This is a genomic window from Wolbachia endosymbiont (group A) of Philonthus cognatus (assembly GCF_947251755.1).
GTDB lineage: Bacteria > Pseudomonadota > Alphaproteobacteria > Rickettsiales > Anaplasmataceae > Wolbachia > Wolbachia pipientis.
Window position 1 is genome coordinate 407,356 of sequence record NZ_OX366388.1, and the last position, 21,835, is coordinate 429,190.

The 21,835-nt window shown below is 35.9% G+C and carries 23 protein-coding genes; 2 read left to right on the forward strand and 21 right to left on the reverse strand.

Annotated elements, in window-relative coordinates:
- Positions 1–84 precede the first annotated feature (84 nt).
- From OPR21_RS02020 to OPR21_RS02095, 16 genes are all read right to left on the reverse strand, one after another.
- Positions 85–597, reverse strand: a complete 513-nt coding sequence (locus OPR21_RS02020) for an ankyrin repeat domain-containing protein (RefSeq protein ID WP_019236452.1) — start codon at positions 595–597, stop codon at positions 85–87.
- A gap of 52 nt (positions 598–649) precedes the next feature.
- Positions 650–1,585, reverse strand: a complete 936-nt coding sequence (locus tag OPR21_RS02025; RefSeq protein WP_265030092.1) for a phage late control D family protein — start codon at positions 1,583–1,585, stop codon at positions 650–652.
- Positions 1,586–1,795, reverse strand: a complete 210-nt coding sequence (locus OPR21_RS02030) for a tail protein X (RefSeq protein ID WP_262986439.1) — start codon at positions 1,793–1,795, stop codon at positions 1,586–1,588.
- Positions 1,792–2,148: a phage tail protein gene (locus OPR21_RS02035; RefSeq protein ID WP_262986440.1), complete on the reverse strand. Its 357-nt coding sequence runs from the start codon at positions 2,146–2,148 to the stop codon at positions 1,792–1,794. The genes OPR21_RS02030 and OPR21_RS02035 overlap by 4 nt, the downstream gene beginning before the upstream one ends.
- Entirely contained in the window at positions 2,148–4,418 is a 2,271-nt protein-coding gene (locus OPR21_RS02040; RefSeq protein WP_265030093.1) for a phage tail tape measure protein, read from the reverse strand. The genes OPR21_RS02035 and OPR21_RS02040 overlap by 1 nt, the downstream gene beginning before the upstream one ends.
- 115 nt (positions 4,419–4,533) lie before the next feature.
- Positions 4,534–4,788: a phage tail assembly protein gene (locus OPR21_RS02045; protein WP_265030094.1), complete on the reverse strand. Its 255-nt coding sequence runs from the start codon at positions 4,786–4,788 to the stop codon at positions 4,534–4,536.
- An 88-nt stretch (positions 4,789–4,876) separates the two neighbouring features.
- Entirely contained in the window at positions 4,877–5,383 is a 507-nt protein-coding gene (locus OPR21_RS02050; protein ID WP_265030095.1) for a phage major tail tube protein, read from the reverse strand.
- Positions 5,384–5,394: 11 nt separating this feature from the next.
- Complete coding sequence (locus OPR21_RS02055) at positions 5,395–6,570, reverse strand: phage tail sheath subtilisin-like domain-containing protein (RefSeq protein ID WP_264730520.1); 1,176 nt, start codon at positions 6,568–6,570, stop codon at positions 5,395–5,397.
- Positions 6,563–7,123, reverse strand: a complete 561-nt coding sequence (locus OPR21_RS02060) for a hypothetical protein (protein WP_264337384.1) — start codon at positions 7,121–7,123, stop codon at positions 6,563–6,565. Before OPR21_RS02060 ends, OPR21_RS02055 begins: the two co-directional genes overlap by 8 nt.
- Positions 7,124–7,133: 10 nt before the next feature.
- On the reverse strand, positions 7,134–8,567 hold the full coding sequence (locus OPR21_RS02065) for a hypothetical protein (RefSeq protein ID WP_265030096.1): 1,434 nt from the start codon (positions 8,565–8,567) through the stop codon (positions 7,134–7,136).
- A complete protein-coding gene (locus OPR21_RS02070) occupies positions 8,564–8,758 on the reverse strand; it encodes a hypothetical protein (protein WP_096097256.1) in 195 nt (64 codons plus the stop codon). Before OPR21_RS02070 ends, OPR21_RS02065 begins: the two co-directional genes overlap by 4 nt.
- Positions 8,759–8,762: 4 nt before the next feature.
- Positions 8,763–9,947 (reverse strand): hypothetical protein, encoded by a 1,185-nt coding sequence (locus OPR21_RS02075; protein ID WP_236514929.1) that lies wholly within the window; start codon positions 9,945–9,947, stop codon positions 8,763–8,765.
- A 12-nt stretch (positions 9,948–9,959) separates the two neighbouring features.
- On the reverse strand, positions 9,960–11,888 hold the full coding sequence (locus OPR21_RS02080) for a DUF4815 domain-containing protein (RefSeq protein WP_264730514.1): 1,929 nt from the start codon (positions 11,886–11,888) through the stop codon (positions 9,960–9,962).
- A gap of 16 nt (positions 11,889–11,904) precedes the next feature.
- Positions 11,905–12,588: a hypothetical protein gene (locus OPR21_RS02085; RefSeq protein ID WP_143688743.1), complete on the reverse strand. Its 684-nt coding sequence runs from the start codon at positions 12,586–12,588 to the stop codon at positions 11,905–11,907.
- Between the two features lie 90 nt (positions 12,589–12,678).
- Positions 12,679–14,727, reverse strand: a complete 2,049-nt coding sequence (locus tag OPR21_RS02090; protein WP_264730512.1) for an AAA family ATPase — start codon at positions 14,725–14,727, stop codon at positions 12,679–12,681.
- A 24-nt stretch (positions 14,728–14,751) separates the two neighbouring features.
- Positions 14,752–15,429: a helicase RepA family protein gene (locus OPR21_RS02095; protein WP_265030097.1), complete on the reverse strand. Its 678-nt coding sequence runs from the start codon at positions 15,427–15,429 to the stop codon at positions 14,752–14,754.
- Positions 15,430–15,967: 538 nt separating this feature from the next.
- On the opposite strand from OPR21_RS02095, the gene ltrA reads away from it, so the two are divergent.
- On the forward strand, positions 15,968–17,377 hold the full coding sequence (gene ltrA / locus OPR21_RS02100) for a group II intron reverse transcriptase/maturase (protein WP_264377598.1): 1,410 nt from the start codon (positions 15,968–15,970) through the stop codon (positions 17,375–17,377).
- A gap of 22 nt (positions 17,378–17,399) precedes the next feature.
- Here ltrA and OPR21_RS02105 read toward each other — a convergent pair whose 3' ends face one another.
- From OPR21_RS02105 to OPR21_RS02125, 5 genes are all read right to left on the reverse strand, one after another.
- Positions 17,400–17,975 (reverse strand): hypothetical protein, encoded by a 576-nt coding sequence (locus tag OPR21_RS02105; protein WP_265030098.1) that lies wholly within the window; start codon positions 17,973–17,975, stop codon positions 17,400–17,402.
- Complete coding sequence (locus OPR21_RS02110) at positions 17,972–18,472, reverse strand: hypothetical protein (protein ID WP_264686981.1); 501 nt, start codon at positions 18,470–18,472, stop codon at positions 17,972–17,974. The genes OPR21_RS02105 and OPR21_RS02110 overlap by 4 nt, the downstream gene beginning before the upstream one ends.
- Positions 18,473–18,509: 37 nt before the next feature.
- The gene (locus OPR21_RS02115) at positions 18,510–19,298 is read right to left on the reverse strand and encodes an AAA family ATPase (RefSeq protein WP_226079816.1); all 789 of its coding nucleotides are present in this window, start codon (positions 19,296–19,298) and stop codon (positions 18,510–18,512) included.
- 11 nt (positions 19,299–19,309) lie between these two features.
- Entirely contained in the window at positions 19,310–20,131 is an 822-nt protein-coding gene (locus OPR21_RS02120) for an ATP-binding protein (protein ID WP_253303059.1), read from the reverse strand.
- A gap of 94 nt (positions 20,132–20,225) precedes the next feature.
- Positions 20,226–20,720, reverse strand: a complete 495-nt coding sequence (locus OPR21_RS02125) for a sigma-70 family RNA polymerase sigma factor (protein WP_010962699.1) — start codon at positions 20,718–20,720, stop codon at positions 20,226–20,228.
- Positions 20,721–21,311: 591 nt separating this feature from the next.
- On the opposite strand from OPR21_RS02125, the gene OPR21_RS02130 reads away from it, so the two are divergent.
- Complete coding sequence (locus OPR21_RS02130) at positions 21,312–21,764, forward strand: crossover junction endodeoxyribonuclease RuvC (protein ID WP_226079873.1); 453 nt, start codon at positions 21,312–21,314, stop codon at positions 21,762–21,764.
- Positions 21,765–21,835: the final 71 nt, after the last annotated feature.

Sequence of the window (21,835 nt, forward strand, 5' to 3'; positions counted from 1 at the left end):
GTGAAAGTATTAATCTATTATGGATGGTTTTGGGAGTTTATATAGAGATCATAAAAAACTTACAGCTTTAGTGATTTCTTTATGTTATCGGTTCTCTGCTTCTGCAAGTAGCTTTATTATTTGATCGTAGGGCTTGTCTTTGTTTTGCCTTGATTCTATTACAGCTACATCTCGAGGGTTTTTTCCACTTCTATCTCTAACATTAGGATTTGCACCTCTTTCCAGTAAAAAACTCACTACTTCTAAGTGCCCTTCTAATGCAGCAAAATGTAATGCTGTCCATCTTTCATTTTCACCTAATGCACTAATGTCAGCTCCTTGGTATACTAAAAATTTAGTAACTTTCAAGCATCCTGAATCAGATGCATGATGTAATGCTGTTAATTTAGGAACTCGTGTGTTAACACTTAATAAATTTTCTACTGAAAACTTTACTACATCTAAGTTACAATTTTGAGAAGCAATGCGTAGTATCGTTTTATAATTACCTTCAGCTTTTGCCTTCATGTAGGAATAGGTAGCAATAATACATACTATTACTGTTATAAGCCACCAAAAATGCAGCTTGTTTTTTGTATCTTGACCCAATTTATCCATATTCAACATCTTTTTAATATTAAATAGATCATTTACTCATTTTTTATTAACATTACTTACTCAAAGATGCTGACAACATAGTAAGGTAGCCTGAGCTATTTAAAGTATGCTCCGCTCTATTAACTATCCATTTACCATCTACCGCTTGATTAAAACCTATAAGATTAAGTTTAGCTTCTGCAAATAACTCTGGATTACCAGGCATAGTTATATCTAAAGTTTCATTGTTACGCTTCAATTGTTTCAACTTGGCATTTGCTGCACTTAATGCTGACTCTGCATTTGGATAGATTTCTAGCATAATATAACTTGGCTCGCCACTACCAACTGTTTCTTTAATAGTCTCACCCTTTTCATAGCTATGCCATTTTGCTACTACTGAATTATACTTATCACGTACAGTAAAATGCACTTTCCAATTAATTGTGTCTTGAGGTCTAATAGTCGTTGTTCCTAAAGCTTTTCCTGTGGCTGATTTTGCCATATTCTTTGAAATAAACAATATATACCCACCAGCTAATTTTGCCATTGCTTCACGCTCTGTTGCGATCTTTGTTAACAGACTTATATCACTTTCATCTGCCTGATTAATATGGGGTATCAATACATTCTTAAATTCCTCAGCAACTTTATGTCCATATCCATGTTTTTGAGCTATTTCTTTTACTAAGTTTTCTATGGTAATTTGGCGCCATTCTTTTGATACTTTTGCCTTCAAAGATATTCTTAAATTTGTTGCATGAGCTTTGATTAGTAGAGTCTTAGGTGGGCCTTGTATCGTAACTTCGTTGACTGTATATACACCCATTGGAAAGATTCCCGTTTCCTTATAACCTAGTGCTATGTTCAATTCATTTGGAATTTCTACATTTTCATTGCCATGATCAATACATACCTCTGCAACATCATCTATAGTACCAGATTCGTCGGTAAGATGCACCGATATTACATGATCTTTTATTCCTTCAATGCTAAATTCAGGTTTCATTTATTCCCACACTTTTAACTTCGACTTTTTTAATTGCTCTTGTATTGTAGGTAACCTGATCTTTAATCCTGCAGGCAAAAAACTTCCATAATCTGCAAGTCCAGGGTTTTCCTCCAATACTATTTCTACTGCTCCAGAGCTATATCCATAGTGTTTAAAACATACGTAATCTAACATTTCGTTTTCTCGGGTTATATAATGTACTGTCATGCATAACGCCTTAAACTTAAGCTAAATTGAACCTTTTTTGCTAATCCACATGGAAAATACGACGTTTGCTTTTCTTCTAACCGCACAATAACAAATCTTCCCAAAACATTTCCTAAATTGTCTATTAAGATACTTGGTTCCTGATTTTTCTCAGCTTCTTTCATACTTTTTAATTGATTTAAATCATTGAGATTATGTAAATAAATTACTCCTTCTAAGTCTATATTTTCTGTACCTTGGCCAATATTTTGTAATGAAGGTATTTTACCAATACACTCAATAGTACTCCAACGATTTTCTTTACTGTACCTTACACTTGTTGGAGAAAGCTTATGTTGACCAAGTGATAGCATTAGTAAATTGGCTCTATTGAATCAAATAGAACGTCTCGCGATTTTTCTCTTATTCTTTTTATTACTGCATCAGCAAGACTACGTACATCTTGGTTAGGTTCTGCTTTAATACTTATATTAAATGTAAAAGTTTGATTGAAAATTTTTTGTTCACACTTTTCACAGTCTTTCAAAACTTTCTCTGAATTATCTGCTACAGAACTTTTTTCTGTAATCACACTTTCAATAATATTCGTTCTACTATTTGAAACTCCACTAAAAGCATTATTATTCAATAAAGGATTTCCTTTACTAAAAACATTTCTATCTTCACTAATTGTACTGCCTATTTTTGCTTCTACTGGTGTCTCTAATGCTTTTATTGGATTATCATTAAACAATTTTCCTATACCAATCCAATTTTCTATAGGTTTTGTAATTGATTTCCAGATACTTGAGAAAAAGTCCTTTACCTTCTGCCAATTAGCGATTACAAGCGCTGCACCAACTGATAGTCCAGCAATAGCAGCTCCTATAGGATTGGTTAGCGTTAAAGCTTTCAGTCCCATGATCACTGCTGGAATTACTCGCGCTGATAACGAAGTTAATACTGGCAAAAGTGTTCCATGCAAAATCGCCTTAAAAGTTAATATTCCACCCCCAGCTAATGCAAATGCATAACCAAAACCTACCACTGCAATCTTGCCAATAATAAGAGCTGAAATTATGCTCATAACTCCTGTAGTTAAAATTGGACACTTCTCTGCGAACCAAGCTATACCTATAGATATAGACCTCAAAATCTTACTTATCCAATTTAAAGGAGGTAGCACAACTGACCCTAAGTTCATTCCTAGCTCTGCTATTGTATTTTTAAGTAGCTGCAAATTATTTGCTGTAGTACTTGCACGGTTATTAAATTCCTTTTGCATAGATTTGTTATACTTTTCTTTATCAGCCACAAAATCTATTGCTTTTTTATATTCTTCCAAACTTCCAACTATTAATGCAATATCATCTTGATATTCTTGACCAAAGAGATTGAGAAGGATTTGTGAACGTTCCTGTCTATCTACTTTTTCTAGAGTTTCAAAAAAATAAAGTAGAGCGTTTTGCCCGTTTTCAGCAACCTTTTGTGACATTTCCTCTGCAGTGATACCTATCGATTCCAATGCTGCTTTGAACTCTTTTCCTTGCCCTTCAGCAGTTTGAAGTTTAGAAAGCAGAGCATTGATAGCAGTTGCTGCTTTTTCAGGTTGTTTACCTAAACTAACGAAGACATTTACTAAACTACTTGTCTGATTAATATCTAAACCAAATTGTTTTGCATTACCACCCACTCTAGCAAGTGCTTCAATCATATCGTTTGCCTTAGCTGCAGTATTATCTGATAGGTAATTTATAACATCACCAACTCCTTCCATCTTCTCTACTGCAATTCCATAAATGTTAGCGAGTTTAGCTATGGAATCACCAGCTTGTTCAGCAGACATATCAAATGCTGTGGCCATTTTAGCTACTGTTGTGGTAAATTCAAGTAGCTTACCTTTGTTGATACCAAGCTGTCCACCACTTGCAGCTATTTGTGCTAACTCTGAAGCTGATAATGGTATTTCACGGGATAATTTCTTCAATTTTTGAGCAAATTCTTCGGCTTCATTTGTTCCATCCTTGAAATTTACTACCTTTTTAACATCAGCCATAGCACTTTCAAAGTCAATCGCAACTTTAATTGGTGCTGCAAGTGAAAGACCTAGTCCTATAGTTTCCATTACTTGTGATCTATAATGCGCTTTTTTTGCCAAAGCATTTCGCTGTTTTTGTATTACAGATCCTAATTTACTGTATTTTCCTTTTAGTACTTCAATAGATGAACCAAGTTTAGTTTGATCTCTCACTAAAGATTTGACATCCTTTCCACTTTTCCTGATTTCTTCATTTAATATGTGAAGTGCATCTCTCTTTTTGATATAAGCCTCTTTTGCTTTTGATGCTGATGCTTTCAATTTTTCGAATTCATTTCTCAGTGCTTTGCTTGGCTCTTTTTTTTCCTTCTTCTCTTTAGCAATTGCTGCAGCTGATTCTTTTGCTTTTTTCTCCGCTTCCTTCCAATTCTTCATTGCTTCAAGGGCATCATAATTTAGTTGCTTAAATTTGGAAACAGATTTCATTGACGAATCAAGCTGCCTTATACTATCACCCAGCTTAGAAAGCTTTGCTGCACTACCTGTCATTGCATTATTAAAACTTCCATCTAACGTCGCACCTATTTTTATTGAAAGCATTGACATTTTTTTGCTACTCCTTTACTTATTTCTACCCATGATAAAAATTCATTTACATCCATATTAGTAATCTGCTCAATTCCACTTCCTGAAATAGAACTGAGTAGTAATACATTATACTTTAAGTTCTCTGTTCCAGCGGTGACAAAAAATCTTTTAGCACCTTTTGTATTTCTACATAATCTTTAATACATAAATCCTCAACTGCTTCTTTTGGCACAGACGCTAGATTAGCAATTAAAGCTACTTCTTTCAAAGCTTCGCCTTCTATGCGTTCTATAGCAAGTAAATCTCTTACTTTAGGTTCGCGCATCGATAACTCTGAGACAGAAATTCCATCAACTGTAATTGGGTTGTTTAGTGTTATAGTTTTCATAAAATTCTCCTAAAAAATAAAATATTTTTACACTTTTAAAGTTATTTTAATATGCTTCTCCTTAAAAAATAAAATTTCAAATAAGTTTTCATATTCCTAAAACCGTTTGCAGCAAGGCCATTTGATCAACGCCATTTATCTTTCTTATCATATTTTCAGCATCGATCTCTATCAGCTCATTGCCACCTATGGTAAGTTTATAGTAATGAGCAGCTACAGTACACTTCAGCGTTGCTTTTTCAGCAGGTTTCCAGCTACCAAAATCAAATTCTTTGAATATGCCTCTTAGATTGATTACTACAGCTTCAATATCGTTACTACCACTCCCTTGCATTCCACCTCTGAGCGTCAAAGATACTGAATTTCCATTTATCAACCCAAATAGCCGAAAGAGTTCTGTATCGTATTCAGAAAAAGTGAAATCTGCTTCAAGCTTTTCCATTCCCATGTCAATATTTATTGGAATATCCATACCACCAGCTCTATATTCATCTGTTTTTATGGTAAGTTTTGGCAAGGTTATTTCATCTATTTTTCCTGCATAACCACGACCATCTACAAATACGTTAAAATTTCTCAGTATTTTGGGTAACACTTCGCTTTCTCCTAACTTATTACACTATTATTTACAAGATGGGATCTGAATATTATTTGCTCAGCCGGATATGGTGGTGTAAACTCAAAGTCAAAGTATACTTTTCCGCTTGCAATATTCGCCGGTGTATTGAGTTCGGGAGTTGCATAGCATTTTCCACTGATAATCGCTCCTTGGGCTTTTAAATTGGCCAAATAAGAATTCACCCCCTCGATCACATCATCTATATAAGTTTTGGTAATATTGCGATCAACTGCCCATAAATGAGCTCGAAGTAGACTATCATTGATTAAATCTGCAGTCCTTCTCACTGACAGAAAAGCCCATTTCGAATCGTTTGAACATGTTCTATTTCCCCAAAGCCTATAGCCATTTTGATGAATTATCGTTGTTACTTCATTTTCATTTAAATGGTTTGCTCTACAATTTGTATTACCGAGCGTAAAATCAATAGGCCTGCTTGTTCCAACAATACCATTTATCTCTTTATTTGAAGGTGAGTGCCAAAATCCTTGTTCGCTATCTACTTTTGCTATTAAACCAGCTACAAATGGGCTTGCTGGCAAAATTTCTTCTTTTCCTTCAATAAATACCTTAATCCATGGATCAACTACGTAAACTCTTGAGCTGCCTACACTTTTTCTCCACTTGATTGCTTCTTCATCATTGGTATTTGGTCCATCTGCTACTATTATGCTTCTCAGCTTTTCTGCTATAGGAATTAATGCTGCAACCACTGCATCTTCTGGTAGTTGGTAAGTAAACTGAGGTGCAATTAATATTCTTGGGGCAACATGAACTATACTTTCACTACTGAGGAATGCCTCTATCCCTTGATACTCTCCAGTCTCTTTATCAACTCCTCCAATTATATTCTTCAGCGTCTCTTCTTCTTTTAATTTTGGATCGCTGTTTTCACTTTCTTCAACTCGAATAACTACTACTGTTGCACCGATTTGGGAAAATATTCCATTTACTGCAGAAGGTAAACTGCCACTCTTTCCGAGCTTTGCTGCTTCCTTTAAGCTTCCTGCAACTAACACTGGTTTATTTAGCGGAAATTTTTGCTCATCAGCTTCAGGTGCAGTACCGATTACACCTATTACTGATGATTTAGCTGCACGTACTGTTTTTGCCCCTGAGGTTACCTCAATAACATTTACTCCGTGCAAAAATTCTTCAGCCATTTCTTTGCATCTTTTGTTTAAAATCGTTTAGTAAGTTCTCTAGCTCTCGTTCACTCTTGGCTTCTTCAATTTTCCTCTTCGCCATGTCTTCCAACTCCTCGCATTTCACTATCGCTTTTACTGCTTTTTTCACTTTTTCCTCAATTATTCTTGCCATTTCAATAACCGTAATACCACGGACTTTTGCTAAAGGTTCTATAATTTCTTTATCCTTTGCATTCATAGATTCTGGTGCTGCTAAGATGTTCTCTGCGGCTTTCGCTTGAATCTCATAAGATTTAGACTTCTGGTAAGAATGTCCTGCGTATTGGTGAGTATGATTATCATAATAAAAACGCATACTATCAAGTGCAGAAAGCTTTGCATTATCCAGTAACTCCAACTCAATATCTTCTTGATTTCGCTGAGCAATTTCTCCTCCTTCTGTTAAACAATAACTTTTTTGCCAATCAAAATTCTTTGGCGCTTCATACCAATCATTTCCTGTTGGCTTATTTTCAAGTATTGTTGTTTCAATCTGCTTGTGGTTTTCAAAACGTATATAAATAGTCACAAATTCCTCCTCATCGCCATATTTGATCAGTTCGTTCTAATCCTGGACATTGCCAAGCTTTTAGCGTTCTCTCCACATCTACTTCAAGTCCTGTATTTAGAACATTGCTACGTATGTTATAAATCCCCCACTGAATAAATTGACCATAGTTGTGTACATAATTTGATGCAAGCATACCTTGACTGACTTGTGTTCTGGAACATAGGTAAGATGATGTGTAAAGTAATATTGCAACTGTTTTTCCTGCTGGAATCTCCACATTACCAGATCCGGCTAACTTGCTATCAGAACTCGTGTATTGGTAAACATTTTTCCATACTATTTTTGAAATACTTGATTTATTAGAATTAGTGTTATCAGGAGTTCCCACAAATAATCCTGCTCCCCCATACTCCGTACTCGAATACGATGATCCAACAAATTCGATTGTCTTATTTATGTTCACATTGGTTGTATTTTTTACAAATACTACTCCAAGTGCAGCATACGGGTAATAGTATATCTCATCATAACTACCAGAAAAACTTTTTGTGCATAACTCTCCGTAAATAAATGTTCCTTTACTTCCCTCTATAAAACTTAGTTGTCTTGGCCGATAAAAACTAACGTAATCTGTATTGTACGTATGGCTACCTGCTAGTAGTTGTAACATATAGTCAGTTTTTGTTATATCACTACTCCACTTTCCAAGCTCTGTCGTAAAAGTTCCGTGGCCAAAATAATTATTTTTTCTGCCAAGTACACCAAATAAGAAAGGTAATGACCCTGGTTCAACCATGTTGCGCTTTCTTATTTCATTTATAAGAGACACTTTTAACTGTTCATCCCGAGTTTTTACCTCATTTATCAGGGATGTTTTTAATTGGTTATCACGAGTTTCTATTTCCCCAATAATTGATGAGCCAGATGGTACATTATTAACAGCACGAAAATCTTCTACTAAACCTTTAAGACCATCTTTATGACTATTACTAATGCTATTTATTGCTTCAATATTGGCATTCTTTCTCGTATCAAGTAGCGATAAATTTGTTGTTCCTTTTTCATCAATTCTCTTTAATAACTGCTTCTCTGATTCAGAGATCACTGCTAAAGAACTAGCTTTTTTATTATCCAGATCAGTTAAGTGTTTTTTTGCACTATCAAGAAGTTCTTTTAGCTTACCATCAGTCATCTGTACAATTTCAGAAACTGCACTTTTGTCGACTATTGATTCCAATGCTTTAGCAAGATATGCTAATTGATCTGGTGTACTGTTTGCTGCTAAATCCTTAAGCCTCTTTTGTAGTGCATCAATTATCTCTTTTATCTCAGTCATCTGCACAATGTCAGCAATAGCTTTTTTATCTGCTATCAATTCCAGCGATTTTGCAAGATATGCCAGTTGATCAGGTGTGCTGTTTGCTGCTAAATCCTTTATCCTTTGGTATATTGCTTCTTTCATTTCCAAAAATCTAAAAAAGTCTCAAAATTAAACCGCTCAAAATTACTCTTAAGTTGATTATGCTCATCTTCTCTTTCGGTAATATCTGCATCTATTTTCTTAATTGTGGTACGGATACGAACAACATCTTGCACAGCAATGTTTTCTGGATGAGGCAAAGAGTATCCTCTACTTGTTTTATCATCTGACATTCTGCTAAGTGATAATGATTCGTAGATTTTTGACTTTTGGACGATAGACAACCGTTCCACTTAAAACCAATTTTATCCTTGTATCATTACCATTAAAATTTGATAGCACATGAGTTCTCTCTACCAAATTTTCTCCAATTGGTTTTCCTGATGTTAAATTTACTAATTGCCAATCCACGTTTTTTTGTACATATGCTTTAACATCTGCAGTGCCAGGTATCAGCGCATCATATGTTATGGTAATCTTAGTGTTAGCTCCTGCTGTAATGCTTCTTGTAACATAATCTCCGAACTCTGAAAGATTACCCAGAACTAGCTGTAACCCAGGATAGAGAACAGGACTTTTTTCTCGCCCTCCTTTTAGGCTTGCTTTTACCGTTAATTCCCCATTTATTCTTTCACGCAGCGCGAGCGGCAAATTATCAGACAAAAAGTTTTCTCTTCCCTCTTCATCTGTCAGAATAAATTCTACATTGGTATCAAATGCTACTTTTTCGACGTTCGTCAAAACAATTAAATCTGATACATTATTTACAGTAACTTTGCCCAGGTCAACAACATAAGAAACTTCACTAAATTTTGCAGCTAGTAGTCGAAACGTTAAATCTAAATTTTGATGTGGAGTCCAGGTGCTTGCATTGCTAGATGACAGTAATACTCCTACTTGATATGGTTGACTTGTTACCCAACGGCTATTTACTGCATCATATTTGCCAAGTTCTGCTATCTTTACTGCAGTACCAGGATCATCAGTAAGCAGTACTATTGCATACTCCTCTCCTGCATGGCAAAACACTGGTGGCCATTCTATACGTGTTGCTGTGCCATCTACTTTTATATCTTTCGGCTCAATATAACTTTCAGCAATGACAGTCTGCGAGGGCATTCCCACTGCTGTTTCTCTAATCTGCACAACAACACGTTTTTTGCCTTTATTTATGAACCATAGCTCTACACCTCCTATGTGTCTGCTCTCATATAAAGTAAATGTTTGGGCTAAAGGATCAACTCTTCTTGCTGCGATCACTCTTCTTCTTTCTTCTATGGTAATTGTTTTTTTACCAGTATACGTTGCTTCTCCATAGCTTCCTTTATTCCCATAAAATTGCACCAATTTAGTACCTGCTGGAATGTTTGCTGGGATTTTTATTTTTCCCTTTAATTTTCCCTGTTTATTAGCTGTGAGCATATTTTTTACCTCTTACGCAGTGGGCTGAATGAAGATATCATCGAACTTTACCTCCTTGAGCTTTTCACCTGGCTCAAAACCTTCAATTTCAAAATCCTGTACTGCTTCTCTCATAAATTCAGTTTCGTGTGTTCTGCTTGACAATAGCTCTGTGGTTTCCATAATATTAAAACCTCTTGTCACTGGACTTTTCCAATTAGTGGTAATCTCCGTCCAGTGGTCGATGTTTTTATTTAGGGTAACTTTTGCTGGGACTGGATCAAAAGCTTGATACGGATTAATTTTAGCCTCACTGGTCTGTAAAAGCTGCTCCAATACCGGCTCAAGTTCATACGGCAAAAGATATCTTTCTCTACCTTTTTCAATATCTGCAACTTCTACATCTATTGGCAGAACTAGCTCTCTATTTACTATTGCTGCAGACTGCGAAATTCCTTGATCGCGCATATCATCATCAAAGAATGAATCAACAAATACTCCTTTTTTGGTGGTAGGTTCTCTTGAATTTGCATCATTACGTAGACGCTCCTGTGCAACAAGTGCATAAAGATCATTTATTCCTTTTTTCATTGCTTCAAGCTCATTCATCGGTACAGCATGAATAGCATTATTCACTATTTTTACCCCTTCGCCTTTTTTCCACGTCTGATGAATGTAGCAGAGCAAAAGTTGTCCGCTAGGTGCTTTAGGCATTGATGGTCGCCAAGGGTGAGCTATACCTTTTATTCTCCTTACTACTCCTTTGCTATCGATAGTAATTAAATCAAAGCGTGGCATCTTCCAGGTGTAATCAATCAGAACCAAGCTATTATCAACTGCTCCTTTTACTTTGCATCCCTCTTCACTTATATCTTCAGGGCTTACATGAGTACGACAGCGGTAAGTTATTTGATAACTACTTCCAGGAGCTGGTTCTTTACCTGGTAATGACCAATCAACGTTTCCTGCGTTTAATTTGTAATCTATACTATTTTCATAAATAACATTGCCTTGTTTAACTTGAATAATCTCAAGTACTGCAGAGTCAGGTATCGGATCAATAGCTCCAGAGTATGAACCATGAGTAACAGTAATGGTTTTCTGAACAGTTATATCTACTTTTTTAATTTCACTTATTGGAAAATCATTAACCTTCAGTTCCATTACCCTTTGGCTATTTGGCTGAAAAGTATGTGGTTCTGACTCAACTGCTTTTATGTCCGGATCTTGATCAAAAGAAACTCGAATACTGTGAGGAAGTTCAATCTCATAGCCATCAACATGAGCTTTGCCCTCATTAATCACAAATATTTTTTTTCCTCCTTCTCCCTCTTCCTTTTGCAGGAACATTACTTCAAGACCATTTACGACATAGGAACCATTGGCTTCTTTGTCATAACGAGCAAGAGCAGTAGTTACTATATTTGCTTGTGGTGGCGGTGAATGTTCTATTAATACTCCATTTTCAATGTTATAAATTGGATAAAATTCTCCTTCAGAAAAACGTGGAGAAAGACCTTCTGCTTGATAACCCCAAATGGTGGAAACTTTAAGCCTTGCAGCTCCTACTTCCTGATAGTTTCTTGTACCAACAGCAGGATCACGAAGATTTTCGTCCTCAAGTTCTGTAATCGTAGATTCTAGATAATAAACACCTATGCGAACTATAGTACTCAGTGGAATAATAAATTCTTCTTTTTCGACTTTTCTAACTGCTCCACGAAGATAGATTTTTCCTGATTCAAGCGTAACTTTACCAGTTTCTCTATCTATAATACAATTGCTTCCTGTTATAACATCACCATCACGAAATATTGCATCGCCTATGCCTTTAAGCTTAGAGAGAGCATACTCCTGAGTTTCGTTTAATTCTGCAGATTGCAAACCTCTTCCTGCTAGAAACAAGCTTTTCTCATATTCTTTGTCAGGATTAAAGCGGTTATAATAGGCGTTTAAAGTCATTTTATGCTAGAAAAATTCAAAAAGTTACAACAAATGAAAAAGTTTCCCGAGTTGCTGCAGTTCTGATAAGTGGTACTGTATGTTCTAAAACTAACAAAATTCCGGGATTTTCCACGTCTTTTGGTTCAAAATATCTCTGTCCTATAGGTAACCCTTCTTTTACTTTAGTACCAACCATAACCCCAAGTTCCCTGATAACTTGATTTGCAGCGTCGTTAAAATCGAAAGTAAATTTGAGATAGAGATTATTAGTTGGTACATTAGAGGGTTTAAACCTACCTGTAGGAGTTATAAGCTCTCCATTCTCATCACCTATGCAGAATAGTACTTCATCTGCAGTACGTCTGCCAAGCTCATTGAGCAGTTTTTCAGAAGTTATCAGCTCTGGTGGTGTGCTTTCACTATATTCTACAGTAACTGCACTATTTGCCGTGATAGAGCTATTTTCCGTAAGTTTTATTACACCAGTACTGCTATCAACTATATAATCTATACTTGGCTGATAAGTTGTTTGTCCTGTAAAAACCCTTACATCTTTAATAGTGTGGTGATCTAGAGCTATTTCACCCTCAACAAAAACTTTTTCGACCTGATGGCTACTTCCAGAGCTTGAATCACCACTTCCCCAAGCAAGATGTAGAGATTGCTCTTTTATGCTGGCTGCTATTGCTGCTCTACCTGATTGTGTAAGAATTGACATTTGAAAGTTTGACCCCTATATTATATATGTACGATGACTTCAAAATTCGTCCGCAAAAATCAAAATATTTTTTTATATCAGAAAAATTTTTTAGGAGAATAGCTCAGCTCCACAGCTAAATTTTCCAACACCACGAGCAAATGGTCCGCTAGGAATGTCAAGCCATTTATCTTCTTTTGAACCAGTAGCCATTCCCTTAACCAGCTTCCGTGCTTGTAACAGCTCTTGAACTATACGCTCCATTCTATCTCTTCCTATACTGTGAAACTCCTCAGGTAGTCTATGCCGCTGTTTATACACTCCTGTACTTCCTGTATGGGTAAATGGATGTCCAGAAATTGCTGCTCGTGTAATTGCAGTTATAAGATGCTGCTTTGAATCTTTTTCGTTCATATTTTTTATTCTTAATCTTTCAGTTATGTCCTCTAACAATCCTGTTTCTTCATTTCTTAAATAGGTGCGTAAAGTGCGATCAGCCAAACCGTTTGCTTTAACAATTGCTCCATAAAATAATGCGTTCTGTCTTACAGATTCTCCTATTGATTTAAAAATTGTCGGTTTAGCTGCATCTTCCACAGACCAAAAAGCGTATGAACACCTAACACCATTAACAAGAGCAGATGTACCTCTAATGGCATCACGTGCTTGCTCAACAGTCGATATAGGTTTTTCACTTTTTGGCTTTCTCATATGATGGGCAGTAATTATTGATGCTCCAGTGCTACCTGCTAAATCAGATAATAAAGACATCAAATAATCGCCTACGGCTGGGTCAGTATTTAAATCAGCATGCACAAATGATGCAAGTGGATCAAATACGATTAATTTTAAGTCTTTTATTTTATTAAGTTGTTTTGTTATAGATTCAAATTCAGGAGAAGTCTCTATAACTTTACCTGAAACACTCTTTATGATTGTAAGTGATCCACTAACATTTGGTAATGGTACAATAAAGAGCCTATCCTTATATTTTAATCTCTCGCATTGCGAATCAAGACGTTCTAAACGACGATGTATTTCACTCATATCATCTTCTGCAGAGAATATTACAACAGATCCATGTTCAGTAACTAAAGGACCAAAACCACATGGCTGATCTTTTCTACTCGCAACTTTCAGTGCTAAATCAAGCAGAAGCATACCTTTACCAGTATCTCCCATTGCAGCTAGAATAGATGTCACTCCTAAAGGAAATAACCCTTCAACAAGAAACTTTTGCTCTGGTACTGGACCTATAAAACGTTCTACGCTCCATTCTTGAATATTAAGCAATTGCTTAACAATTACTTTTCTCGAGTTACTTTCAATGAATTCAGAAATATCTATATTTGTTTGTACGCTATCTGCTGCATCCCATCCCTTTGGTTTATTCTCCGGTATTTCAAGAAGAGTAAGTGATAAAACACCAAGAAAAGTAAGCTTTTTCACAACTTTCTCAGCATATTGTTTACCTGGTTCATCATTGTCTGGCCAAATAATAACATGCTTACCCTTAAGTGGTGACCAGTCTGTTTTTTCTATTGGTGCATTTGCTCCTAACATTGCAGTTGTGGCAGTCATACCTTGCTCTATCAGAGCATCTGCACACTTTTCACCTTCAACTAAAATCACCTTATCAGATTTCATGATACCTGGAATATTATATAAAGGTCTAATTTGTGGTGGAGTAAAACTAGACCTTTTTACATCAAAAGGAAGATATCTTTTTCTTGAATCAGTGTTATAACGATAAACTGTAGCAATCACTTGATCACTTTCATCGTAATAGTTCCATGATGCCGTTGGTTGTCCCAGAGTGTTATTTTTTTCCGAATAACCAATCCACTTAGCAATATCTTCTATCGTGTCAGTAAATTGATTTTTTCCAGTAACAGCAGCCCAAAGATCAAAAATATCTCCTCCTTCTTCGGTAGAAAAATCGTGCCATAATCCTGCTTTATTGCCAGTTAACTCTACTATCATACTTTGTCCTTTATTGCCTTGTAGATTACCTACATAGAACTTATCACCACGAAAAGTTCCTCTTGGCAGTAAATAAGAAAGACATGACCTTATATTTGATAGGAGTTGAGTTTTTAACTGTTCTTTCTCCCCTAATAATTTATAACGTCCATTTCTTTGTGAACAACAAATATCCATATCTACCTGAAGAATTTGTGTTTTTTATGTTCTAGCTATAACATTAGCAGTTTTCCAACATCCATTAATCTTGTTGATGAATTTTGTTGGTATAGATCTACCGTTTCTAAGTTCATATACTACTTGCAAGATATTTGTACGTTTATTGGGTTGAAATATTACTATTCCAGATGTATAAAAACTTCTTAAAGCATTAGCACCAACGAGAGCTTGAAATGGATTCTTTTCCAATGTAGAGGTAGATACTTTTTTGGTGTGATTTGTAATGATTATTCCAGCCATAGGGTTAATCTTGGAACGTAGTTTTTCTATTGCATGCTGCAGACCATTGTTAACGGAATTATAAGGAGAATCAATCACAACTAAATCAAACTTTTCAGCTATCATATCTTTTATTTTTTCTATACCTTCTTCATTTAAGGTTAAGTTCATCTTGTTCGTCACAACTAAGTTTTCTTTTGCTAAATGAGGAAGTTTGTTGAGTTGTTGTATACGTTCTCTAATATAGTCATATTCCATTTCATTTTGTAGATAGAATATTTTTAGCGGTCTTGTAGGTTTCATGCCAAGAAATGATCTTCCTGCGGCCAGATGTACTAATAGAGAAAGAAGAAAATGACTTTTGCCAATCTTTGGAGTACCACCTATGACCAAAAGACCACCTGGTGTCAAAATTCTTGGGCCTATTATATCTTGTGGCATTGGTGATTTGTCGTTTAAGTAATGGTTTAGTGTGTCCAGAGAAGGTGAAGATGTTCAGTGGGAGTCAGACCCACCAGGATAAAAGTCGGAGTCCTGTAGCTAGGGTAGCAATGTGGAGGGAAACCAAAATGTTGAAGCCTACCGACAACGTTATCGTAGGATAATGGCGAATTACCAGGCCGCAGTGAAAACGAACACATGGGTGGCCCCGAAAAACTCTAAGTACTAAAGGCCGAGCCCACTGAACCAGGGCGAAAGCAATATAGGAGGCTGAAACACGAATGATACAGCATACCTACTTTAGCGGGGTGATAGTGGCAGCATGGTAATAAGGACATATAAAGCAACTGGAGAAACCCTCCTCATCCCAAGGAGAAAAACCTTGGAGTGGTAGGTTCTATAACTGGAAAACAGGAAATGAACCGAAGATGAAAGGGTGGCGGATGGGTGTGTAGTAGCGAAGAAGTGGGGTAACGCCCATGGAGCAAAGGCACCCTACTAGTAGAGATCTTTTAACAAAAGGAAGGTAAAGGTAAAAATGACAAAAATGCCAATAAAATTACAAGACCTGAGAAGAAAGATATATATCAAAGCGAAAGCAGAACCGGAATGGCGATTCTGGGGAATCTATGTACACGTCTGCAAGATGGAGACACTAGAAGAAGCATATAAGCTAACAAAGAAAAGCAATGGGGCACCAGGAATTGATGGGGTAACATTCAAATCGATAGAGGCAGAAGGCTTAGAAAAGTATCTTCAGCAAATAAGACATGAACTAATAACCAAAACCTATAGCCCAAATAGGAACCGGAGAAAGGAAATACCAAAAGTTGGGGGAAAACTCAGAACGTTGAACATACCCTGCATCCGGGATAGAATAGTGCAAAGTGCACTAAAGCTAATAATTGAACCGATATATGAATCTGACTTTCAGGACGGATCATATGGATATAGACCCAAGAGAAAAGCGCATGAAGCAGTAAGCAGAGTAGCGAAAGCAGCAATCAAAGGCAATACAAAATGTATTGATGTAGACCTGAAATCCTATTTTGATAACGTACGACATCATATTCTCATGGAGAAAATTGCCAAGAGAATAAATGATAAAGAAATCATGCACTTGATCAAGCTAATCCTTAAGGTAGGAGGAAAACGAGGAATAGCGCAAGGGTCGCCGATCTCACCGTTGTTGAGCAATATATACCTCAATGAGGTAGACAAAATGCTAGAGAGAGCAAAAGAGGTGACCAGGGAAGAAAAATATCAACGTATAGAATACGCCAGATGGGCAGACGATTTAGTGATACTGATAGATGGGCACCAGAGATGGGAATGGCTCGAGAAATTAGTGTACAAAAGGTTACAAGAAGAATTAGCAAAACTAGAAGTAAGTGTAAATGAAGAAAAGACAAAAATTGCCAATCTAAAGAGAGGAGAAACATTCGGCTTTCTAGGATTTGACTTTCGAAAGAAAATTACAAAACAAGGAAAGTGGAGAGTACAGATAACACCACAGATGAAAACACGAACAAGCCTACTTCAAAAGTTGAAGAAGGTATTCAGTAACTATAAATCGCAACCAATAAGGAGAGTGATTCAGATCATCAATCCAATATTGAGAGGGTGGGTAAACTACTTTAGAATAGGAAACTCAAGTCGAAGCTTCAGCTACGTTAAACAGTGGGTAGAGAAGAAAACAAGACGCAATATGATGCAAGCCAGAAAAGCAAAAGGATTTGGTTGGGAAAGGTGGAGTAGCGAATGTATATATGAGACCCTTGGTCTATATTCGGACTATAGAATAAGATATTACGTTCCGAAAGCCTTACCAGCACAATATGTTATAAACTTTGGTAAGAATCTACTAGGAAAGCGTAGTGCGGGAAATCCGCATGCTGCGTTTGATGAGGCGGGAATTGGAAACGTAAACATGGGAATTTTGGATTGAGGACCAACATGAAAATAATGGATCAGCCACCAAACCCTAAAGAGGCGCGCCAGTTCTCGACCCTACTAGAAAATGCTTTTTCTTCGTTTTGTTTTTCTTGCAGTATGGAACTTCTTTCATCTTTACCGTTCAACCATGTCTCAGCAGAATCTATATTACCTTTAACTAAAGTCCAAAGATCTATTATATTTCCTTTCTTTTCTTCGATCAGGTTGTACCAATTTCCTGCATTTTCTCCTTCCATTTCAACTATTATCTTATTTCCATTTCTACTTCCAATATAGAATTTATCTTGGTAAGATTTGCCATCAGGCAACAAATAAGATAAACAATCTTTGATATTATCAATTAATAACGATTTTACTTTCAAAGCATTTTTAGATGAAAAATCCATAAAGTTCTCCTTGTTTATTCCAAATTTGTTCAACATATTTTTTAGACGTTTAAAGTCAAGATTAGCCAGCTCACAAACAGTTTCAAAAGATCGTGAGCGAATCCATTGACAAGCCTCTTTTTTAAGTTTAGGGTTTCTTCCTACTGCATCCTGAATAGCTCTAGTAATAACAGCAGCCCACAACTTTCCTTCGTCATACTTCAAAATGGCAACCAATCATCTTGAAAACTTTTTTGTAATTCTGGAGTAATAACTGTAGTAATCCTATTTCTATCTCCGTATGTATTATTAGTTTCAACGCCTACTTTCGCTGTAAACTCTAAATCGTTGAAATCAGCTATAGAGTTGATTTTTCTAGCAGTAACTGCTTTCTCTGAAGTGTCATTTGCATGAATATTTCTGGATGATTCCAAAATACTACGCAGCATAGAACGTCCAGATTCTCCCCAGATGTCTTCTTCACCTTCTGCTTTGCCATTTTTGATACCTATAATCTGAAAAATCTTGCGTTTTGCATATGGGCCTTCAGTGACAGTAAATTCTACATTTAAATAGATACTGCCAGTAGTGTAGTTTTTAGTGAACCAATTTTCATAACCTCCAGGCTTTATTGCCATTTTTACCTTGACTATTGTACCTTTTGGTATTAAACTGCTTTGCAGTTTCGCGTTATTAAAATCAGTTAAAAAATCTTGTAGCATACGCTCTCCTATAAGTTGACTTTAAAGTGAAAATTAGCTATTCCATTAGCTGCCAATGACCATTTATCTTATCGACAAGTTTATTTTGCACGCGTTCACCATTACGAAGCTCAAATACTATCTGGCGTACACTACTTTCTTCATCATGAGCAAACATCACCATACCAGTACTGTAAAATCCACGTAAAGATCCAGCACCACTTAGGCCTTGGAATGGATCTTCTTCGAGCATCTTTTTTGATAATTTTTTTGTATGATGAGTAAGTACAATACAAGCATCTGGATTGACAGCACTGCGTAGCTTTTCAAGAGTCTTTTGCAGAAAAAACAGCATAGCACTATTGTCATTTTCATTTCCATATTCACTGCTAAAGATGTTACGTAATGGATCTATGGCCAAAACATCAGGTTTAAAGCGTTCATTTACAATCTCCTTAATTTCACTTATTTCATCATGATTAAATGATAAGTGCACTTTTGGCGTAATGATTAAGTTGTTAGCAGCTACATTCAAAAGTTCATTATCAAGTTGTTGCAAACGTTCTTTCATATATTCATATTCAATTTCAGTTTGCATGTAGAAGATTTTCAAAGGTCTATTTGGTGTCATACCGAGAAATGATCTACCAGCAGCCATGTAAACAAGCCAAGAGATCAAAAAGTCGCTTTTGCCAATCTTAGGAGGGCCACCAAATACTAACAAACCTCTTTTAGTTAGAATTCTTGGTGAGATTATATCCTCTGGTATTGGCGATCGATCGTCCAAGTATTCTTTCACACTGAAAAAAGGAATTTTTTGACCAATAGTTAAAAAGTTTTGTAGCATATAATAACCTCCTATATGTTGGGCGTGACAGGTTGAATTGCAAAAGCTTTAGTTTTAATTTTTGTAAGAAGTTTTCCTAGATGCGGTTCTTCAACCATATTAAGGCAACCACTTCGATCTTTAGCAGGATATCCCCAAGAATTAATCGTCTGACAGACAAATGAACGAACCTCTGTACCATCATCTTTCTTGATTCCAACCATACTGATTACCTCATCAACAATACCTGGAATTTCACTTGCAGTTTTAGCTCCTTCACATTGAGGTAGCCAAGTTGAGCGATTGAAATCATCGAGGTATTGTCCAAGAGTTCCAACTGTAATGATGTCTTTATTTGGAATATGTTGAAACTGATTGAGCCAAGCCATCATTTCTTGAGCAAGTAACCCGTAAGCAGCTCTCATATCTTGTTTTCCTGATCTTTCAGAAAAAGCTTCAGGTTGCATTTTTGACCATAAAAGACATAAACGCGAGGCTACTGTAATACTATCGATAAAAACACATCGATACTTGAGAAACTCCGAAGCAAGCTCTTTGTATTTACTGGATACATGCTCATAGTGTCTTTGGCTATATGCTGAGTCAGATTTTAACGCAGGATTAGGACCACCTATGAGACATGCAATATCTCTTGCCTCATTCCAAGTACGAATACTTACAGAATCCCCTTGCCAATCTTGAACAGCAAGTAAACCTGCCTCAAAATCAAGACAAAGTGTTGGTTCATTTATGGTCTTTAAGAGACTAGTTTTACCTATACCATAAGGACCAAAGATGACCATTTTTATACCTGTTTGAACTTTTAGCCGTTCATTGCTGTTCATTATTTTCATTTTTCTCCCAGTACCTAAATATATATGTACGATGACCTAGGCAATTCGTCCGCAATTTGCAAAAAAAAAATTTTGAGCAAATATAATCGAGAGCTTATAACTTCTCTAAAACTGAGAATTTATTGCGTATTCGTTCTAGTGTGCGATAGATAGTTGTCTTTGGTATTTTGGTTATTACAGAAACTTCAGTAATAGTAAATACCTTAAGTAATTGACATAAATTACTATCTTTTTCAGACAAAGTTGAAATTATATTATTTATATCAGTGCGAATTATCGCTTCGATTTCCGAGTTCCTATGATCTGGAATATCGTCGTTTATATCATCAAAAGTTATATTACGTTTTAGACATAACTGATTGCGTAACATATTGCGAGCACAATAATTAGCTAATCTAGCAACGAAAGTACTAAAACTACTTCTTTTCTCATCGTGCTGGTTAAGATATTGCCAAACCTGACAAAAAAGCTCTTGTTCTATATCTTCGAGACTTTCGTTAATAAAACAGCTTTTGGATTTAAGGCGCGAAGCTTGAAATCTCACATGTTTAACAATTGTAGAATCGATTCCTTGATAAGAATTCTTCATAAAAACTCCAAAAGTTTCATGAATAGAGATTTTTACCAAGACTTTGTATGACTAATTTATTATAAAAAAGTAGTAATAATTTTTTTATCTAAAAGAATAAAATCTTTAAAAATTAAAATAAGATTTAAACGTTTTGATACACTACTGAAGCTACTTTTTCATAGGTAAAAAACTACCAATTTCGTACCTAATTTCTGAGTTACTAATTAGTATTTCAGAAAGCAGTAATCGTTAAGTTATTGATAATATTGTCTTTTTTATGTTCTATTCCTAAAAGCCGTTTCTAAAGTTAAGTGGCTAAAATCGGCCAGTAAAGAGGGTTTACGGATTACTGAAGTCTTATATATATTATATATATATTTAAATACAGGTAAAATATAATATATGATAATATAATAATATAAATATTGGCGTAATATAAGTTATGTAAAATAGTTATTAAGATAAGTAAAGATGAAAAAAACTCAAATGGCAGGATATGAAATTTTTTTTAATTTTTTTTCAAAATTGCGGACGAATTTGCGAGTCATCGTACATATATATTATACAGGGCATTGAACTTTAATTACACAAAGGAGTTTTTGTACGTCAATCTTAACGCTAGATCTCGGCAAGCAAACCGGCTGGGCAATTCTAACAGATGGAGTAATTGAAAGTGGAAGCAAAAGCTTTCATGGTAGCCGTTTCAGTGGAGGTGGAATGTGTTTTTTAAGTTTTCACAATTGGCTTAATTCTTTGAAACATGAGTTCACTGCAGTGTATTTTGAGGAAGTAAGAAGACATCTAGGAACTGATGCAGCGCATTGCTATGGCGGTTTTCTCGCAGTTCTGTCTGCTTGGTGTGAAGAGAACAATATTCCCTACCAAGGTGTTAATGTTAAAACTATAAAACGCTTTATAACAGGCAAAGGCAATGCAAGTAAGAGTGAAGTTATTGAAGCGATACGTGAAAAAAGTTTTTCACCTAGAGATGATAATGAGGCCGATGCTTTGGCATTAATGTTCTATATTAGTAAAGATATTAATAAGACGAAAAATCCATAAAAAGTGGGTCCTTTCGTCCATAATGGCGGGTTTGGTGGGTTCGACCCCAGGCCTTCTCTAGCGTCAGATAT

Coding starts and splice junctions, on each gene's coding strand:
- OPR21_RS02070 (WP_096097256.1), bottom strand. CDS start 8,758: ATGTCAGATGATAAAACAAGTAGAGGATACTCTTTGCCTCATCCAGAA.
- OPR21_RS02035 (WP_262986440.1), bottom strand. CDS start 2,148: ATGCTATCACTTGGTCAACATAAGCTTTCTCCAACAAGTGTAAGGTAC.
- OPR21_RS02125 (WP_010962699.1), bottom strand. CDS start 20,720: ATGAAGAATTCTTATCAAGGAATCGATTCTACAATTGTTAAACATGTG.
- OPR21_RS02110 (WP_264686981.1), bottom strand. CDS start 18,472: ATGCTACAAGATTTTTTAACTGATTTTAATAACGCGAAACTGCAAAGC.
- OPR21_RS02020 (WP_019236452.1), bottom strand. CDS start 597: ATGGATAAATTGGGTCAAGATACAAAAAACAAGCTGCATTTTTGGTGG.
- OPR21_RS02080 (WP_264730514.1), bottom strand. CDS start 11,888: ATGACTTTAAACGCCTATTATAACCGCTTTAATCCTGACAAAGAATAT.
- ltrA (WP_264377598.1), top strand. CDS start 15,968: ATGACAAAAATGCCAATAAAATTACAAGACCTGAGAAGAAAGATATAT.
- OPR21_RS02075 (WP_236514929.1), bottom strand. CDS start 9,947: ATGCTCACAGCTAATAAACAGGGAAAATTAAAGGGAAAAATAAAAATC.
- OPR21_RS02065 (WP_265030096.1), bottom strand. CDS start 8,567: ATGAAAGAAGCAATATACCAAAGGATAAAGGATTTAGCAGCAAACAGC.
- OPR21_RS02045 (WP_265030094.1), bottom strand. CDS start 4,788: ATGAAAACTATAACACTAAACAACCCAATTACAGTTGATGGAATTTCT.
- OPR21_RS02030 (WP_262986439.1), bottom strand. CDS start 1,795: ATGACAGTACATTATATAACCCGAGAAAACGAAATGTTAGATTACGTA.
- OPR21_RS02025 (WP_265030092.1), bottom strand. CDS start 1,585: ATGAAACCTGAATTTAGCATTGAAGGAATAAAAGATCATGTAATATCG.
- OPR21_RS02055 (WP_264730520.1), bottom strand. CDS start 6,570: ATGGCTGAAGAATTTTTGCACGGAGTAAATGTTATTGAGGTAACCTCA.
- OPR21_RS02090 (WP_264730512.1), bottom strand. CDS start 14,727: ATGGATATTTGTTGTTCACAAAGAAATGGACGTTATAAATTATTAGGG.
- OPR21_RS02040 (WP_265030093.1), bottom strand. CDS start 4,418: ATGTCAATGCTTTCAATAAAAATAGGTGCGACGTTAGATGGAAGTTTT.
- OPR21_RS02095 (WP_265030097.1), bottom strand. CDS start 15,429: ATGCCACAAGATATAATAGGCCCAAGAATTTTGACACCAGGTGGTCTT.
- OPR21_RS02115 (WP_226079816.1), bottom strand. CDS start 19,298: ATGCTACAAAACTTTTTAACTATTGGTCAAAAAATTCCTTTTTTCAGT.
- OPR21_RS02120 (WP_253303059.1), bottom strand. CDS start 20,131: ATGAAAATAATGAACAGCAATGAACGGCTAAAAGTTCAAACAGGTATA.
- OPR21_RS02085 (WP_143688743.1), bottom strand. CDS start 12,588: ATGTCAATTCTTACACAATCAGGTAGAGCAGCAATAGCAGCCAGCATA.